Consider the following 15,797-nt stretch of genomic DNA (forward strand, 5'->3'; position numbering starts at 1 on the left):
GCTTCGGCGGGCCGGCTCTTCCGGAACGGAATTCTCCGGCTTTGTCAGCTGCGCTGGATAGGGTGGGTCTTACCCGCTTTACAGCCAAAAAATTGCAAGCATATGATCAGTTGGCTGGACCGTCCGATGTTGCCGCCAACAGTTAGGTAAGCCCGGAAATGGCCGAAGCCATGATCGAGTTCCAGAGCGTCACCAAGCAGTACCAGAGCGGACAGCCTGCGGTGGATGAGCTGACCATGTCCATTGACAAGGGCACCATCACTGTATTTGTCGGACCATCGGGCTGCGGAAAGACCACGTCGCTGCGCATGATCAACCGCATGGTCGAGCCAACGTCGGGGACCATCACGGTCGGCGGGGAAGACGTCACGTCGGTGCCGGCGGCAAAGCTGCGGCGGTCCATGGGCTACGTCATGCAGTCCTCCGGCCTGATGCCGCACCGTTCCGTGCTTGAGAACATCGCGACGGTTCCCCGGCTCAACGGCGTGTCCAAGGCCGAGGCCCGGCAGCGCGCCGAGGAGCTGCTCGACGTCGTCGGGTTGGCCCCGGCGCTGGGCAAGCGCTACCCCTCGCAGCTTTCCGGGGGCCAGCAGCAGCGTGTGGGCGTGGCCCAGGCACTGGCGGCCGACCCTCCCGTGCTCCTCATGGACGAACCGTTCAGTGCCGTCGACCCCGTGGTACGTGATGAACTCCAGCAGGAACTCCTCCGGCTCCAGCGCGACCTCGCCAAGACCATTGTCTTCGTCACCCACGACATTGACGAGGCCACCGTGCTGGGGGACAAGGTGGCCGTCTTCGGCATCGGCGGAAAACTTGCCCAGTACGCCACGCCTGAGGAGATCCTTCGGGCCCCGGCAAGTGATTTTGTCGCCTCGTTCGTCGGCCGGGACCGCGGCTTCCGGCACCTTGGATTCAGCCCCTCCGACGGCGTCACCATCCACCCCGTCCGGACCGTCACCGCCGCCGACCTTCAGCACGAGGGCAGTTCCCTGGACGACTGGCAGCTGGTGGTGGACGACGCGATGCGTCCCCTCGGCTGGGCCGGCCCCGGGCAAAGCAGCGCGATGGTCCCCGGTGGATCGCTTTTCCGGAAGGGCGACACGCTCCGCCGGGCATTGGACGCCGCGCTCTCCTCTCCCTCCGGGCTGGGCGTGGCCGTGGGTAGCGACGGCCGCGTGGCCGGAGTGATCAAGGGCGACGAGGTGCTGGCGGTCATCGAATCGGACCGCCGGGTCCGTCAGGGCGTCCTCTGATGGAATGGTTCCTGGCTAACAGCGGGCGGGTGTACGGCCTCGCCGCGCAGCACCTGGTGCTGGCCGTGCTGCCGATGATCTTTGGACTGCTGATCGCCGTTCCGCTGGCACAGTTCGCCCGGCAGAACCGCGCCCTGCGCTCCGTCGTGGTGACGGCGTCCTCGCTGCTCTACACCATCCCCTCGCTGGCGCTTTTCATCATCCTGCCCACCGTGATCGGGACGAGAATCCTGGATCCGCTCAACGTTGTGGTGGCCCTGACCATCTATGCGGTCGCCCTGCTCGTCCGTGCCGCCCTGGACGCCTTTGATTCGGTGGACGAAGACCTCCGCCAGGCCGCCGTCGCCATGGGCTTCAAGCCGGCCGCCCGCTTCCTCCAGATCGACCTCCCGCTATCCCTGCCCGTGCTCTTCGCGGGGCTCCGCGTCGTATCGGTCAGCAACATCTCGCTCGTCAGCGTCGCAGCGTTGCTTGGCATCGGGAACCTCGGCATGTTGTTCACCTCCGGGCTGCAGCGCGATTTTGTCACCGAGGTCATTGTCGGAATCATCGCCATTCTGGTCCTGGCGTTGGTGATGGATGCCGCGTTGGTGCTGCTGGAGCGGCTGCTGACCCCTTGGACTCGCGCAGCACCTCGCGGCGCAAGCCAGGACCACGGCGTGGGCAGGACCGGCACCTCGGCAGCGCTGATGCTCTCCGACGCGAAGGCCGGAGGTGGTTCCGCGTGAGCAACGTCGTCACGGACACCTTTGCCTGGCTTGCCGAGCCGGAGCATTGGACCGGCAGCGCCGGGATTCCCGCACGGCTGGCGGAGCACCTGCAGTACACCGGCCTCGTCATGCTGATTGCCACCGCCATCGCTGTCCCGGTCGGACTCTTTGTGGGGCACACCGGCCGCGGGCGGGTGGCCATCGTCGCGCTTGCCGGCGCACTCCGGGCCCTCCCCACCCTCGGCCTCCTGACGCTGTTCGTGCTGCTGGCCGGCATCGGCCTCATGCCGCCGATCTGGGCACTGGTGATCCTGACGGTGCCGCCGCTACTGGCCGGGACCTATGCCGGGATCTCCAGCGTGGACCGCAACGTCGTGGACGCCGCCCGGGCCATGGGCATGACCGAACTCCAGGTCCTTTTCCGGGCGGAGTTCCCGAACGCGCTGCCGGTGATGTTCGGAGGGTTCCGCACCGGCGTGCTGCAGGTGGTCGCCACCGTCTCCGTGGTTGCCTACATCAACCTGGGCGGGCTCGGGCGGTACCTGTTCGACGGCCTGGTGCTGTCCGATTTCCCCCAGATGCTCGGCGGCTCCCTCCTCATTGCGGGGCTCGCGATCGCCGTCGACCTCGGCCTTGCCCTGTTCCAGCGGCTCTTCCTGTTCCGGGGAGCCCGCTCACAGCCGAACCGGAGCCAGCTGGCTGCGGTTGATCTCACAGACCCCGTAACCGCGGAGACTGTTGTTCAAGGAGGTACGTCATGAAGGAAATCCGCCAACGGGCACTCGGCAGGCGCGCATTCGGCGGCCTGGCCGCCGGCGTCGGCCTGGCCATGGCCCTGTCCGCCTGCGGGGGCTCGTCCAATCCGCTGTCCACCGCACCCGCGACAGGCGGGGCGACGTCCGCCGCCGGCGGAAACCTCGTCATCGGTTCCGCTGACTTCCCGGAGAGCCAGATCATTGCCGAGGTCTACGCCGGTGCGCTGAACGGTGCGGGTGTCACGGCGAGCACGAAGCCGAACATCGGATCCCGCGAGGTCTACTTCAAGGCCGTGCAGGATGGATCCGTGGACGTGATCCCCGACTACAGCGGAAATCTCCTGCTGCACGTCAGCAAGGATGCCACCGAGGTCTCGGCCGAGGACATTTACAAGGCGCTGCCGGGCAAGCTGCCCGAGAGCCTGGGCGTGCTGAATGCCGCCAAGGCCGAGGACAAGGACGCCATGGTGGTCACAAAGGCCACAGCCGAGAAGTATCAGCTGAAGTCCATTGAGGACCTTGCGAAGGTCTGCAGCGAGATCGTGGTGGGCGCCCCGGCAACCTTCGCCGAGCGGGCGTACGGCCTGCCCGGTCTGCAAAAGAACTACAACTGCACGCCCAAGAAGCTTGAGCCGTTCAGCGACGGCGGCGGTGCCGTCACGCTCAAGGCCCTGCTCTCGGACCAGGTCCAGGTGGCCGACATCTACACCACCACGCCGTCGATCGCCGACAATGACCTGGTGGTGCTGGAGGACCCGAAGAACAACTTCATCGCCCAGCAGGTCCTGCCGCTGTACAACAAGTCCAAGATGACCGATGCGGCCAAAACAGCCCTGAACGCGGTGTCCAACGTCCTCACCACCGAGGACCTGATCAACCTCAACCGCGCCGTGAGCGGCAGCCAGAAGCAGGACCCCAAGGATGCCGCAGCCGCGTGGCTCAAGGACAAGGGCCTGGTGAAGTAAGGCCTCCGGCCTTCCCTTCCTGATGTACGACGGCGGCCGCCGCACCCCGCAGGTTCCTTGGGTGCGGCGGCCTTCTCCCGTGGTTGCCGGGTACGGGGTGCCGGAGCGGGCGCGGGCTGTGAGGCAAGTCTCACGGGAAGTACATCCCCGATATGGCATATTTGGTAAATGGCAGAATTCAAGCAGTCCACCAAGCTTCATAATGTCCTTTACGACATCCGTGGACCGATCCTTCAGGCCGCCCAGCAGATGGAGGCGGAGGGTCACCGGATCCTCAAACTGAACATCGGAAACCCGGCCCCGTTCGGGTTTGAAGCGCCGGACGCCATCCTGGTGGACATGATCCGCCACCTGCCGCACGCCCAGGGCTACAGCGATTCCCGCGGCATCTTCTCCGCCCGCACCGCCGTCTCGCAGTACTACCAGACGCGCGGGATCCAGAACATCCACGTCGACGACATCTACCTGGGCAACGGCGTCAGCGAGCTGATCACCATGTCGCTCATGGCGCTGCTGGACGACGGCGACGAGGTCCTCATCCCCACCCCCGACTACCCGCTGTGGACCGCTTCGGTGGCGCTGGCCAGCGGCCGGCCGGTGCACTACCTCTGCGACGAGGACTCCGGGTGGCAACCGGACCTCGAGGACCTGGAAGCGAAGATCACCCCCCGGACCAAGGGCATCGTGGTGATCAACCCCAACAACCCCACCGGTGCGGTGTATCCGGAAGAGACGCTCAAGAAGATCGTTGCCCTGGCCGAAAAGCACGGCCTGATCATCTTCGCCGACGAGATCTACGAGAAAATCCTCTACGAGGACGCGGTGCACGTGAACATGGCCAGCATCACCGACGATGACGTCCTGTGCCTGACCTTCAGCGGGCTGAGCAAGGCCTACCGGGTCTGCGGCTACCGGGCGGGCTGGATGGCCATCTCCGGCCCGAAGAAGGAGGCCGCCGACTATCTCGAAGGCATCAACCTGCTGGCCAACATGCGCCTGTGCGCCAACGTGCCCGCGCAGCACGCCATCCAGACCGCCCTCGGCGGCTACCAGAGCATCAACGACCTGATTCTCCCCGGCGGCCGGCTGCTGGAACAGCGGAACAAGGCCTACGACATGCTCAACGCGATCCCGGGCGTCAGCACCCAGCAGGCCCGCGGGGCGATGTACCTCTTCCCGCGCCTGGATCCCGAGGTCTACCACATCCGCGACGACGAGAAGTTCGTCCTGGACCTGCTCCGCCAGCAGAAAATCCTTCTCTCCCACGGGCGGGCCTTCAACTGGGTCCGGCCGGACCACTTCCGGATGGTGACCCTGCCGAACGTCAAGGACCTGGAAGAGGCCATCAACCGCATGGCGGACTTCCTGAGCCGGTACCAGGGGAACTAGCCTGAGGGCAGCAGCGCAGCGGGGATGACCTTCCCGCGCACAGGCTGCCCGGACAGAAGAGGCTTTCCATGACAGACGTTGTGACCTTCGAGAAACTCCCCTCGGAAATGCTGCTCGCCGGAAAGGGGTTCCGGCTCAAGGACTCCGACCCGGATGCCACGCCCGGATTTCCCGGCGGCAAGTCCGACGGCGAGGCGCTCCTTGCGCACCTCGACGGCAGGCTGACCACGCTGCAGGAGACGCTGTTCGCGGAGTCACGCTTCGGCGGGACCAAGCGGATCCTGCTGATCCTGCAGGCGATGGACACCGCCGGCAAGGGAGGCATCGTCAACCACGTCATGGGGACGATGAACCCCCAGGGAGTCCAGCTGAAATCCTTCAAGTCACCCACGCCGGAGGAAAAATCCTACGACTTCCTCTGGCGGATCGAGAAGGCTGTTCCGGCCGCCGGGATGGTCGGCGTGTTCGACCGGTCCCACTACGAGGACGTCCTGATCCACCGGGTGCACCGCTGGGCCAGCCCCGAGGAACTCGAACGCCGGTACGCCGCCATTAACGAATTCGAGGCCCGGCAGACGGGCGCCGGGACCAAGATCGTCAAGGTCATGCTCAACATCAGCCGCGACGAACAGAAGGAACGGCTGCTGGCCCGGCTGGACGACCCCACCAAGCTCTGGAAGTACAGCAGCAACGACGTGAAGGAACGGGCCTTCTGGGACGACTACATGGATGCCTACCAAAAGGCCATCGAGAAGACCCACACCGACGCCGCACCCTGGCACGTCGTACCGGCCAACAAGAAGTGGTACGCCCGGATCGCCGTCCAGCAGCTGCTGCTGGACGCCTTAGAGGGACTGCACCTCAAGTGGCCGGTCCCGGAGCTTGACGTCGCCCTGGAACGGGACCTGGTCGAACGGTCCTGAGCCGCAGCCGGCTACCTGCCCTGGCCGGCCTGGTCCCGCGCTGCGGCCAGACGCTTCCGGGCGCCCTCCAGCCATTCTTCGCAGCGCTGGGCCAGCGCCTCACCCCGCTCCCACAGTGCGAGTGATTCCTCCAGGCTCGCCCCTCCCGCCTCCAGCCGGCTGACCACACCGACCAGCTGTTCGCGTGCGTCCTCGTAGCTCAGGCTGTCGATGTCGGCGTACGGGCCGCTCGTGCCGGGGGTGGTTTCCGCTGCCATGTGGTGCTCCTTGTTTCGTCGAAGTCGATGGTTTCCGGGTCTTAGTCCGGTCCGGGTGAAGTGCGGGCTACGGGGGTCAGCCGTCGGCGGGCACGTGGCCCCCGGTGGACTGTGCCGTGAACTTGCCGCCGGCAACACGCACCGTCAACCCGATGCCGGCGGGAGCCTGCGAGGGGTGCCGGACCACTTCATGCCGGGTCCCGGGCGCGGTCTGGCCGTCGTCGAGCTGAACGACGGCATAACCGCGGTCCAGGGTTTTCTGCGGGGACAGCGCCAGCACCTGGGCTTTGAGGTGGACCAGCTGGTCGGCGGCCCTCACCACCGCTGACGTGATGGCCGAGTGTGAGCGGCTCTTGAGCCGTTCGACGTCGTCGTGCCGGGTGGCGACCATGGCCTCGGGCGACGCGAGCACTGGACGCGAGCGCAGCGAGGACAGCCGGTCCGTTTCGCGCTCCACCAGCCGGGTGGCGCTGCGCCGGAGTTGTTCCCGGGCCTGCCGCACCCGGGCGAATTCTTCGGCCACGTCCGGCACGATCCGCTTCGCGGCGTCGGTGGGAGTCGATGCGCGGAGGTCCGCCACATCGTCGAGGATCGGGCGGTCGGCTTCGTGGCCGATCGCACTTACGACAGGCGTCACCGCGTCCGCCACCGCGCGGATCAGCTGCTCGCTGCTGAACGGAAGCAGGTCCTCCAGGGACCCGCCGCCGCGGGCGATGACGATGACGTCAACATCCGGGCGGCCGTCCAGTTCGCGCAGGGCACTGACCATCTGGGAGACGGCGGTATTGCCCTGGACGGCCACTTCGCGGATTTCGAACTCGACGGCCGGCCAGCGCAGGGCAGCGTTACGAAGGACGTCCTTTTTGGCGTCCGAGTCCCGGCCGGTGATCAATCCGATCCGGTGGGGAAGCATCGGCAGGCGCTTCTTGCGCGCGTCGGAGAACAGGCCCTCCGCCGCCAGGGCGTGCCGCAGCCGCTCGATCCGGGCGAGCAGGTCTCCGAGCCCCACAGGCCGGATGTCCTTTACCGACATGTTCAGGCGGCCCGTCTTCAGCCAGAACTCGGCTTTGATGAGGGCCACCACCCGGGAGCCGCGTTCCAGCGGAGACACCTGACGGTCCAGCACGTTTGTCCAGACAGATGCCGGAAGCGAGATCTCTGCGTTGACATCGCGCAGCGTCAGATACGCGTTGGTGCCGCGCCGGTTCAGCTCGATGACCTGGCCTTCCACCCACGCGGACGGCGCGCGGTCAATGTGCATCTTCAGTTTCTGGGACAGCAGCTGCAACGGCCAGGGATTATCCGGGCTGGTCTCCGCAGCCGTGGCCGGAAGCGTCGAGGCCGCCGTGCGCTCTTCAGACATGCGGGTGTCCCGTAGCGGGGCTTGCCGTATACATTTGCGTGCTGGTCCTTTGCGGTGCTGGCCTCGTAACGAGCTGGCTTTAGAGCGTGCTGGGATTAAAGCTGGCGGCTTTTGTCCGGTTCAACTCTATCCATAGCTCTACCACGCGGGTCCGACGATATTGCTGGCTTTGTCCCTCGCGGCGACCGCCCCCGTAGGATGGCACCGTCCCCCCAACAATCCGCTAGGACTTTCTCTTGCGCACTTTCGTCTCGGCCGTGGCAGTACTCATCGGGCTTGTGATGGCCGCCGTCGCCGTCCCGGCCATGTGGGCGGACCGGAACATCGTCCAGGAAGACGGCTTTGTTGCGCTGACCGCACCGCTGGGCAAAGACCCCGCGTTCCAGCAGCGGCTGGCCGCCGCCGCCGTGAACAGCTTCAGCTCGGATCAGATCCCCGGACCGGTCGTCGAAATCGTACGTCCCATCCTCGAGGATGCGGCCCAGTCACTCAGCGGACTGCCCGGTTATTCCGAAGCCTGGACGGAAACCCTCCGCAAGAGCCACCGGCTCAGTTTCAGCGATCCGAACACCTTGCCCGCGGAGATGAACGGGGTCAGCTCCCTTGCCCTGGACGTTGCGCCGCTCGTCGGGCTGGTGGCGAAGCGCCTGGCCGAGGTCACCAGCCTCCCCTTGGAGAGCCCCGAGCAGGTCCTGATTCCCGTCGGCCAGCCCAGCCAGCGCCAGCTCGTCGAACGGGTCACCGCCTACGCTCCCATGGGCTCCGCGGTCGCGGTCGGCTCGGCCATCGCTTTCGTTCTGGCCCTGGTGGCCGCGCGGCGCCGGTGGACCGTACTGGCGGGCGCTGGTGCAGGGGCGCTGGTCCTCGCCGCGGTCTGGAAGCTGGCGGCCGACGCCGTTGGCGGCGCAGTGGATGGGTCGTCCAGTGGCAACGCCATGGCAGACATCTTCAAGCATGAATTTGTCGCGGCCTCCACTGCGGGCTTCGGCCAGTGGATCCTGGCCGCCATGGTGGCCGGGGCGGTGCTGCTGCTGGCCGGGATCGTGCTGCGAGCCGTCGGCGGGCGCCGCCGGTCCTGATGTGGACCGGGGCTAAACCGGGTTCAGCGAGGCAGGTATCACGGTCCGGACGGAAACGTTGGGGCAGCCAGCACCGGTAAGATTGAGGGATGACTTCCACCGCTGTTTCCATTCCGATGCCAACCGTTCCCCGCCGGCGTCGCACGCCGGAAGAAGTCCTGGCGGCGGCCCCCGTCTCCGGGACGAAGAGGGTGCTGCTGGCGGCGCCGCGCGGTTACTGCGCAGGTGTGGACCGTGCCGTCATCGCGGTGGAAAAAGCCCTCGAGCACTACGGGCCGCCCGTCTACGTCCGCAAGCAGATCGTGCACAACGTGCACGTGGTCAGCTCCCTGGAAGAAAAGGGTGCCATCTTCGTCGACGAAACCGACGAGGTCCCTGAGGGTGCCCTGGTGATCTTCTCCGCCCACGGGGTCTCACCCGCCGTCGTGCAGTCCGCCGAAGACCGCGGCCTGCGGACCATCGACGCGACCTGCCCGCTCGTGACCAAAGTGCACAGGGAAGCAGTCCGCTTCGCCAAGGACGACTTCGACATTCTGCTGATCGGCCACGACGGCCACGAGGAAGTCGAGGGCACCGCCGGTGAGGCCCCCGAGCACATCCAGATCATCAACGGCCCGCATGAGGTCGACAAGGTCACGGTCCGGGACCCGGAAAAGGTCATCTGGCTGTCCCAGACCACCCTCAGCGTCGACGAGACCATGGAAACCGTGAGGCTCCTGAAGGAACGGTTCCCCACCCTGCAGGATCCGCCCAGCGATGACATCTGCTATGCGACCACCAACCGCCAGGTGGCCATCAAGAAGATCTCGCCCCAGGCCGACCTCGTCATCGTGGTCGGGTCCGCCAACTCCTCGAATTCCGTCCGCCTTGTAGAGGTGGCGCTGGAATACGGCGCGAAGGCCTCCTACCGCGTCGACTTTGCCAACGAGGTGGACGAGGCCTGGTTCGAGGGCGTCGCCACGGTGGGCGTGACCTCGGGGGCATCCGTACCGGAAGTCCTGGTTAAGGACGTGCTGCGGCTGCTGGCCGACTACGGCTACGGCTCGGTGGAGGAAGTCGTCACGGCCGAGGAAGACCTGCTCTTCTCCCTGCCCAAGGAGCTTCGGGCCACCCTCAAGCAGGCCGGCGACGTGACCCGCGCCCTCGGTGGCCGCGGGGCACGCCAGGCCAGGAACTCCTAGGCGGCGGTCTCCGCGGCGTCGTTCCCTGACTGCAGTTCCGGCGCCGCCACCGAGCGCGGCGTGGCCTCGACTGACGCCGGAGAAGTCAGCCCGGCGGTGTCCAGGGCGTTAAGCTTCCTGGCCGTCGGGAGAACGCGGGCCTCCAGCGTGCCGACCATTGAGTTGTAACGGTCCACCGACGTCTTCAGCGAAGTCCCCAGCTTGGTGACGTTTTCGCCCAGCGTCCCCATCCGCTCATACAGCTGGCGGGCGAGTTCGAAGAGCTCCCGGGCGCTGTCCGTCAGCACATCCTGGCGCCAGGTGAAGGCGACCGATTTCAGGACCGCCAGCAGGGTCCCCGGCGAGGCCAGCACCACGTTCTTGGACAAGGCGTAGTCCAGCAGGGCCGGGTCCGCCGAGAGGGCAGCAGCGAGGATGGATTCCGCGGGCAGGAAGCACACCACCAGCTCGGGGGAATTACCCGGGATATCCCAGTACTTTTTGTTGCTCAGAGCGTCCACGTGCGCCTTGAGCGCCTTGGCGTGGGCCGCGAGCAGCGCCTGCTGTCCCTGGGGGCCATGCTGGGGACTGCGCTGCCCGGCAGCGCCGAGCTCCTGGGCTTCCAGGTAGGAGCCCAGCGGAACCTTCGCATCCACCACCAGCTGCTTGGCTCCGGGGAGCTGCACGACGAGGTCAGGCCGGACGCTGCTGTCCGTGCCAGCGCTGTGCAGCTGTTCGTGGAAGTCGACGTGCCGCAGCATCCCGGCCGCTTCCACGACCCGGCGCAACTGCACCTCACCCCACTGTCCGCGGGCGCTGTTGGACCTCAACGCCGATTCCAGGGCATGCGTGGAGCGCAGCAACTGCTCGTCGGAGAGCCGCGCTTCCTGCAGCTGCTGGGCCAGCTGGCCGTACTGTTCCAGGCGGTCCCGCTCCAGGAGGGAAACCTGCTGCTGGACCGCTGTGAGCTTCTCCGCCACCGGGGCCAGCGCCCGCAGAACACTCCCGTCCTGTGTCCTGGATTCCCCGAGCTCCCGGTTCTGCGCGGCGAGAAGCCGCCGCTCGGCGTCGGCGGCCGCAAGCTGGGCGTTGACCTCGGAGAGCCTGGCCGAGACGCCGTCGAAGTCCTGTTCCACTGCCCGGTAACGGCGGCGGAGGAAGACATACCCGGCAGCGGCGCCGGCAACGGCACCCACGAGCAACATGAGCAGGGCGAGAATCAGTGCAAAAGCGTCCATAGCTTCACCTTGGCACGCCCCTGCGACAGTTTTGGCTCCGACGCACGGTGTGCCTGCCGGGCGGCAAGGGGACTGCGCGAGGTCGCCCTGGCCGCAGCGGGTAGAATGTATGCTCGTGGCTCTTACTATTGGCATCGTCGGACTGCCCAACGTCGGCAAATCAACTCTTTTCAACGCACTGACCCGCAACCAGGTGCTCGCAGCGAACTACCCGTTCGCCACGATCGAGCCCAACGTCGGCGTCGTGAACCTGCCCGACCCCAGGCTGGAAAAGCTCGCCGGCATCTTCGGTTCGGCCCGGCTGCTGCCCGCCCCCGTCTCCTTCGTGGACATCGCGGGGATCGTAAAAGGTGCGTCGGAGGGTGAAGGCCTGGGCAACAAGTTCCTCGCGAACATCCGTGAAGCCCAGGCAATCGCCCAGGTTGTCCGCGTGTTCGATGATCCCGACGTCATCCACGTCGACGGCAAGGTCGATCCCCGCTCGGACATGGAGACCATCAACACGGAGCTGATCCTGGCCGACCTCCAGACGATCGAAAACGCCATTCCGCGGATCGAAAAAGAAGTCAAAATCAAAAAACGCGACGCTGCCGAGCTGGCCGCCATCAAGGCGGCGCAGGCGGTGCTCGAGCGCGGGGACACCATCTTCTCCTCGATCAAGAGCGACAAGCTGGAGATGGAGCACCTCAAGGAGCTCGGCCTCCTGACCGCCAAGCCCTTCATCTATGTCTTCAACGCCGATGAGGGCGTTCTGGGCAGCCCCGAAAAGCAGGAGGAACTGCGGGCCCTGGTTGCCCCGGCGGACGCCGTCTTCCTTGACGCCAAGCTCGAGTCCGACCTCGTCGAACTGGACGAGGAGGAAGCCCGCGAGATGCTGGAAATGAACGGGCAGGACGAATCCGGCCTCGACCAGCTGGCACGCGTCGGCTTCCACACCCTGGGACTCCAGACCTACCTCACGGCAGGACCGAAGGAAACCCGCGCCTGGACCATCCACCAGGGGGACACCGCCCCGCAGGCTGCCGGCGTCATCCACTCCGATTTCCAGCGCGGCTTCATCAAGGCGGAGGTGGTTTCCTTCGATGACCTCATCGAAGCAGGCTCCATGGCAGAGGCCAAAGCCCGCGGCAAGGTCCGGATCGAAGGCAAGGAATACGTCATGGCCGACGGCGACGTGGTTGAGTTTAGGTTTAACGTCTAGTTCCTGAGCTCCCTGCGATCTCTGCGATAGCCGCTACGAACACTTGTTCCTAGCGGCTATCCGCCTTTCTGGCCGCCCGCCCAGCCTCATTGATGCCGCCGACATTTTGCAGCACAAGGCATGAGACTTCTTTCCGAGAGGCAGGACAAATTTCTCCGTCCAACTTCTCGGGGAGTAGTTCACAGGGCGGGGCGGCCTCACCACGCGGATCCTGGCCGGCGCGATTCCTTTGTGTCGCGCGGCCACCGACTACCCTAGAACCACAGATCGACCCCGCCGAGCCCCGGACCAGCCAGGCTCGGCCCAGCAGATGAGGAGCTCCACTCATGACGACGACCACCCTGGAATCCACCGCTACCTTCGCCGGCCAGCCAGTAAACCTGCAGTTCATCGCCGGCCAGTGGCGGGCCGGACGCTCGGAGAAGGTGAATACGGACACCAACCCGTTCGATGATTCCGTGGTGGCCGAGATCCGCCAGGCCTCCGTCGAGGACCTGGATGAGGCCTATCGCGCGGCTGAGACCGCCCAGCCCGACTGGGCCGCGACGTCCCCGTCCGAGCGGGCGAAGATCATTCGCCGCGCCGGGGAGATCCTCGAGGAGCGCCGCGAGGAGATCGTGTCCTGGCTGGTGAAGGAGTCCGGCTCCACCGTCATCAAGGCCAATGTCGAGGTCTCCCTCGCTGCCGGCATCACCACCGAGTCCGCCTCCTTCCCGACCCGGGTGCACGGCACCATCCACCCCTCGAACACCCCGGACAGGGAAATGCGGGTCTACCGTAAGCCCGTCGGCGTGGTCGGTGTGATCAGCCCGTGGAACTTCCCGCTGCACCTGTCCCAGCGCTCGGTTGCCCCCGCCCTGGCCCTGGGCAACGCCGTCGTGATCAAGCCTGCCTCAGACACCCCGGTGACCGGCGGACTGCTGATCGCCCGGATCTTCGAAGAGGCCGGACTCCCGGCAGGGGTGCTGTCCGTGGTGGTGGGCGCCGGCTCCGAGATCGGGGACGAGTTCGTGGCGCATCCGGTTCCGCGGCTGATCTCCTTCACCGGGTCGACGCCGGTGGGGCAGAACGTCGGCAAGGTCGCCGTCGGTGGGGAGCACCTGAAGAAGGTGGCCTTGGAGCTGGGCGGCAACGCCCCGCTGGTGGTGCTGGACGACGCCGACGTCGACGCGGCAGTCGCCCAGGCCGTGCCGGGCACCTTCCTGCACTCGGGCCAGATCTGCATGTCCGTGAACCGGATCATAGTCCAGGCACCGGTCTACGACGAGTTCGTGCAGAAGTTCTCCGGAGCTGCGAAATCCGTGCCGTTCGGTGACCCGTCCATGGAGGAAACGCTGGTCGGTCCGGTGATCAATGACTCGCAGCTGGAGGGCCTGAAGGCCAAGATCGCCGAGGCCGAGGAGGCCGGGGCGCGTGTGGTCGCCGGTGGCCAGATCGATGGCCGCGTGGTGCCGCCGCACGTGTTCGCCGACGTCACTCCGGACATGGAGATCGCCCGCGAGGAGATTTTCGGCCCCATGGTCGCGATCTTGCGGGCCAAGGACGAGGAGCACGCGCTGGCCCTGGCCAACGACCACGTCTACGGGCTCTCGTCCGCGGTGTTCACCCAGAACCTGGACCGCGGCGTGCGCTTCGCCCAGCGGGTCAAGGCCGGGATGACCTTCATCAACGAGATGACCGTCCAGGACGAGGCCCACGTGGCCTTCGGCGGCGAACGCAACTCCGGGCTGGGCCGCTTCAACGGCGAATGGGCCATTGAAGAGTTCACCACCGCCCACACCATCGGCGTCAAGCGACTCTGAAGACACAATCACCAGCCCAACAGAGAAAAGTTGTCCGCCCGGACACGTGGTCCGGGGGGCAGGCTTTGTCCTTCCGGAGCGACGGCACTAATAGGGCATGGACCGGGCTGAGAATCCGCTGCCCAGGCAGGAGTGCGGGTTCGTCCTACACTCTGTCGACGGCCAGTGCATGCCAGAGGTGATTCAGATGCTGAACGTGGTGGAGTTTAGGTTTAACGTCTAGCTCCTGACCTCCTGAGACGTTTTGCGATAGCCGCTAAGAACACGTGTTCTTAGCGGCTATCGCGCTTTTGGGACCGGTTGCTAAGTCGAAATGATGCCGCGGGACACGGACCGAAGCCAGTAGCCGTAACGTCTTCAGAACAGCGGCCAGGGTACCGCTGGCATCTCACCACTGGGAGCCGGAAATCGCCCTGCCAAGCGCAACCGGGCGCACCGCGCGGCGAGCGATGCGATTTCTTCGGCGCTAAGCAAGTCCGCCAGGTTTCGGCCCAGTGAACCGTGCAGTCCTTCTCTGACACGATCTATGCCGTCGCGTTCCTCGGCGCTTAGGGCGTCTCCCAGCCATCCCCACAGCACAGTGCGCAGCTTATGGTCACGGTGAAAGGTGAGCCCATGGTCGACACCGTGCCGGTGTCCGTCAGTCATGGGCAGAATGTGGTCGCCTTTGCGGTCGGCGTTGTTGACGATGACGTCGAACACCGCCATGCGTCTGAGCTCTGGCGTGTCCTCGTGTATGAGGGCGACTGTCCGCCCGTTCTCATCCTGACCCTCTAGGACGTGTTTCCAACCGCTCTCCGGTACGTCGGCCGCCCCTACGAGATCCACCGCGTTCTGGCCGGGGTCAGTCTCCTGCCACAGTTGCACCATTCCTTTGCCTAAAGGGCCATCGCGGAGCCAGGTGCGGGGCACCACGTTCCAGCCGAGGACCTCAGAAACCAGGTAGGCGGCGACCTCCCGGTGGGCAAGGAAGCCGTCGGGAAAGTCCCACAGGGGTTTTTCCCCGGCTATCGGTTTATAAACGACTGTGGTGTCGCCGATGCTGCCCAGAAAGGTGGCATTCGACGCCGTCGTGATGCGCCCGGTGAGCGTCAGCTCGGCAGTCATCAGGTCGGGCGCCGGCATCAGACCTCGGGAAGGGTACAGGTGTGCCCGTCGGCGTCTATGGGGTAACCGCAGAGCGGGCACGTCGGACGCCCAGCGCCCACGATCTCGCGGGTGCGCTTGGCGAACGCGCGGGCGGTGCCAACCGGCATCCGCACTAGCAGCATCTCGGGCACTTCCGTGTCGTCCTCATCACGCGATACGTCGTCGTCGTCAGGTTCGACATCAGTGACCGGATAGGCCTCTATGACGATCTGCGCCGTTGTCGGGTCCCAACCCAGGCTTATGGCGCCGGTTCGAAACTGCTCCTGGACGGCCTCGAGCTGGTCATTGTCGACAAGTTCAATGGGAGTGCTCGTGGGAACGCTGAAGGGGTTGCCCTCGACGGTGATGAGCTGGTCGAGAATTTCGTCGATCTTGTCCGCGAGTAGAGCCGACTGCTGCTTCTCCAGGGCGATACTCACGATCTGCTTTCCTGCGCGCACCTGCAGGTAGAACGTGCGCGCGCCCGGAAGCCCGATGGTGCCGACGACGACCCGGTCAGGCCAGGCAAATTCATGAACACGTGTAGGCATAAGAGCATTTTAGGCACATGAGG

The 15,797-nt window shown here is 65.8% G+C and carries 15 protein-coding genes; 10 read left to right on the forward strand and 5 right to left on the reverse strand.

Annotated elements, in window-relative coordinates:
• Positions 1 to 158 precede the first annotated feature (158 nt).
• The 6 genes from QFZ65_RS06700 to QFZ65_RS06725 all read left to right on the forward strand — a co-directional run bounded on the left by QFZ65_RS06700 (position 159) and on the right by QFZ65_RS06725 (position 5,995).
• The gene (locus tag QFZ65_RS06700) at positions 159 to 1,253 is read left to right on the forward strand and encodes an ABC transporter ATP-binding protein (RefSeq protein WP_306909199.1); all 1,095 of its coding nucleotides are present in this window, start codon (positions 159 to 161) and stop codon (positions 1,251 to 1,253) included.
• Positions 1,253 to 1,981 carry an ABC transporter permease gene (locus tag QFZ65_RS06705; RefSeq protein WP_306909200.1) on the forward strand — a complete coding sequence of 243 codons (729 nt, stop codon included), beginning with the start codon at positions 1,253 to 1,255 and terminating at the stop codon, positions 1,979 to 1,981. Before QFZ65_RS06700 ends, QFZ65_RS06705 begins: the two co-directional genes overlap by 1 nt.
• Entirely contained in the window at positions 1,978 to 2,724 is a 747-nt protein-coding gene (locus tag QFZ65_RS06710) for an ABC transporter permease (RefSeq protein WP_306909201.1), read from the forward strand. The genes QFZ65_RS06705 and QFZ65_RS06710 overlap by 4 nt, the downstream gene beginning before the upstream one ends.
• A complete protein-coding gene (locus tag QFZ65_RS06715; protein WP_306909202.1) occupies positions 2,721 to 3,683 on the forward strand; it encodes an ABC transporter substrate-binding protein in 963 nt (320 codons plus the stop codon). The genes QFZ65_RS06710 and QFZ65_RS06715 overlap by 4 nt, the downstream gene beginning before the upstream one ends.
• A 168-nt stretch (positions 3,684 to 3,851) precedes the next feature.
• Positions 3,852 to 5,072, forward strand: a complete 1,221-nt coding sequence (locus tag QFZ65_RS06720) for a pyridoxal phosphate-dependent aminotransferase (RefSeq protein WP_306909204.1) — start codon at positions 3,852 to 3,854, stop codon at positions 5,070 to 5,072.
• 68 nt (positions 5,073 to 5,140) lie between these two features.
• Positions 5,141 to 5,995, forward strand: a complete 855-nt coding sequence (locus QFZ65_RS06725) for a polyphosphate kinase 2 family protein (RefSeq protein WP_306909206.1) — start codon at positions 5,141 to 5,143, stop codon at positions 5,993 to 5,995.
• Between the two features lie 11 nt (positions 5,996 to 6,006).
• Here QFZ65_RS06725 and QFZ65_RS06730 read toward each other — a convergent pair whose 3' ends face one another.
• Both QFZ65_RS06730 and xseA read right to left on the reverse strand, forming a co-directional pair.
• Positions 6,007 to 6,252 carry an exodeoxyribonuclease VII small subunit gene (locus tag QFZ65_RS06730; RefSeq protein WP_306909208.1) on the reverse strand — a complete coding sequence of 82 codons (246 nt, stop codon included), beginning with the start codon at positions 6,250 to 6,252 and terminating at the stop codon, positions 6,007 to 6,009.
• 76 nt (positions 6,253 to 6,328) lie between these two features.
• On the reverse strand, positions 6,329 to 7,615 hold the full coding sequence (gene xseA / locus QFZ65_RS06735) for an exodeoxyribonuclease VII large subunit (RefSeq protein WP_306909210.1): 1,287 nt from the start codon (positions 7,613 to 7,615) through the stop codon (positions 6,329 to 6,331).
• 236 nt (positions 7,616 to 7,851) lie between these two features.
• Between xseA and QFZ65_RS06740 the strand changes: the two genes are divergently transcribed.
• The gene (locus tag QFZ65_RS06740; protein ID WP_306909212.1) at positions 7,852 to 8,694 is read left to right on the forward strand and encodes a hypothetical protein; all 843 of its coding nucleotides are present in this window, start codon (positions 7,852 to 7,854) and stop codon (positions 8,692 to 8,694) included.
• Between the two features lie 89 nt (positions 8,695 to 8,783).
• Positions 8,784 to 9,875, forward strand: coding sequence for a 4-hydroxy-3-methylbut-2-enyl diphosphate reductase (locus QFZ65_RS06745; protein WP_306909214.1), 1,092 nt, complete (start codon positions 8,784 to 8,786; stop codon positions 9,873 to 9,875).
• Here QFZ65_RS06745 and QFZ65_RS06750 read toward each other — a convergent pair.
• Positions 9,872 to 11,092, reverse strand: coding sequence for a DNA recombination protein RmuC (locus tag QFZ65_RS06750; protein ID WP_306909215.1), 1,221 nt, complete (start codon positions 11,090 to 11,092; stop codon positions 9,872 to 9,874). The two genes, QFZ65_RS06745 and QFZ65_RS06750, sit on opposite strands and share 4 nt — an antisense overlap.
• Positions 11,093 to 11,207: 115 nt before the next feature.
• Between QFZ65_RS06750 and ychF the strand changes: the two genes are divergently transcribed.
• Together ychF and QFZ65_RS06760 are read left to right on the forward strand one after the other, a co-directional pair.
• Entirely contained in the window at positions 11,208 to 12,293 is a 1,086-nt protein-coding gene (gene ychF / locus QFZ65_RS06755; RefSeq protein ID WP_306909217.1) for a redox-regulated ATPase YchF, read from the forward strand.
• Positions 12,294 to 12,619: 326 nt separating this feature from the next.
• Positions 12,620 to 14,095, forward strand: coding sequence for an aldehyde dehydrogenase family protein (locus tag QFZ65_RS06760; protein ID WP_306909219.1), 1,476 nt, complete (start codon positions 12,620 to 12,622; stop codon positions 14,093 to 14,095).
• Positions 14,096 to 14,452: 357 nt separating this feature from the next.
• Here the strand turns inward: QFZ65_RS06760 and QFZ65_RS06765 are convergent, their stop codons facing one another.
• Complete coding sequence (locus QFZ65_RS06765; RefSeq protein ID WP_306909221.1) at positions 14,453 to 15,220, reverse strand: SCO1664 family protein; 768 nt, start codon at positions 15,218 to 15,220, stop codon at positions 14,453 to 14,455.
• On the reverse strand, positions 15,220 to 15,774 hold the full coding sequence (locus QFZ65_RS06770; protein WP_306909223.1) for a DUF3090 domain-containing protein: 555 nt from the start codon (positions 15,772 to 15,774) through the stop codon (positions 15,220 to 15,222). Before QFZ65_RS06770 ends, QFZ65_RS06765 begins: the two co-directional genes overlap by 1 nt.
• Positions 15,775 to 15,797 lie beyond the last annotated feature (23 nt).

It is taken from the genome of Arthrobacter sp. B3I9 (assembly GCF_030816935.1).
Lineage (GTDB): Bacteria > Actinomycetota > Actinomycetes > Actinomycetales > Micrococcaceae > Arthrobacter.

Bases quoted from the DNA above. Each gene is read 5' to 3' on its own strand.
- QFZ65_RS06700 (WP_306909199.1), top strand. From the start codon at position 159: ATGGCCGAAGCCATGATCGAGTTCCAGAGCGTCACCAAGCAGTACCAG.
- QFZ65_RS06705 (WP_306909200.1), top strand. From the start codon at position 1,253: ATGGAATGGTTCCTGGCTAACAGCGGGCGGGTGTACGGCCTCGCCGCG.
- QFZ65_RS06715 (WP_306909202.1), top strand. From the start codon at position 2,721: ATGAAGGAAATCCGCCAACGGGCACTCGGCAGGCGCGCATTCGGCGGC.
- QFZ65_RS06720 (WP_306909204.1), top strand. From the start codon at position 3,852: ATGGCAGAATTCAAGCAGTCCACCAAGCTTCATAATGTCCTTTACGAC.
- QFZ65_RS06725 (WP_306909206.1), top strand. From the start codon at position 5,141: ATGACAGACGTTGTGACCTTCGAGAAACTCCCCTCGGAAATGCTGCTC.
- QFZ65_RS06730 (WP_306909208.1), bottom strand. From the start codon at position 6,252: ATGGCAGCGGAAACCACCCCCGGCACGAGCGGCCCGTACGCCGACATC.
- xseA (WP_306909210.1), bottom strand. From the start codon at position 7,615: ATGTCTGAAGAGCGCACGGCGGCCTCGACGCTTCCGGCCACGGCTGCG.
- QFZ65_RS06745 (WP_306909214.1), top strand. From the start codon at position 8,784: ATGACTTCCACCGCTGTTTCCATTCCGATGCCAACCGTTCCCCGCCGG.
- QFZ65_RS06750 (WP_306909215.1), bottom strand. From the start codon at position 11,092: ATGGACGCTTTTGCACTGATTCTCGCCCTGCTCATGTTGCTCGTGGGT.
- QFZ65_RS06760 (WP_306909219.1), top strand. From the start codon at position 12,620: ATGACGACGACCACCCTGGAATCCACCGCTACCTTCGCCGGCCAGCCA.
- QFZ65_RS06765 (WP_306909221.1), bottom strand. From the start codon at position 15,220: ATGCCGGCGCCCGACCTGATGACTGCCGAGCTGACGCTCACCGGGCGC.
- QFZ65_RS06770 (WP_306909223.1), bottom strand. From the start codon at position 15,774: ATGCCTACACGTGTTCATGAATTTGCCTGGCCTGACCGGGTCGTCGTC.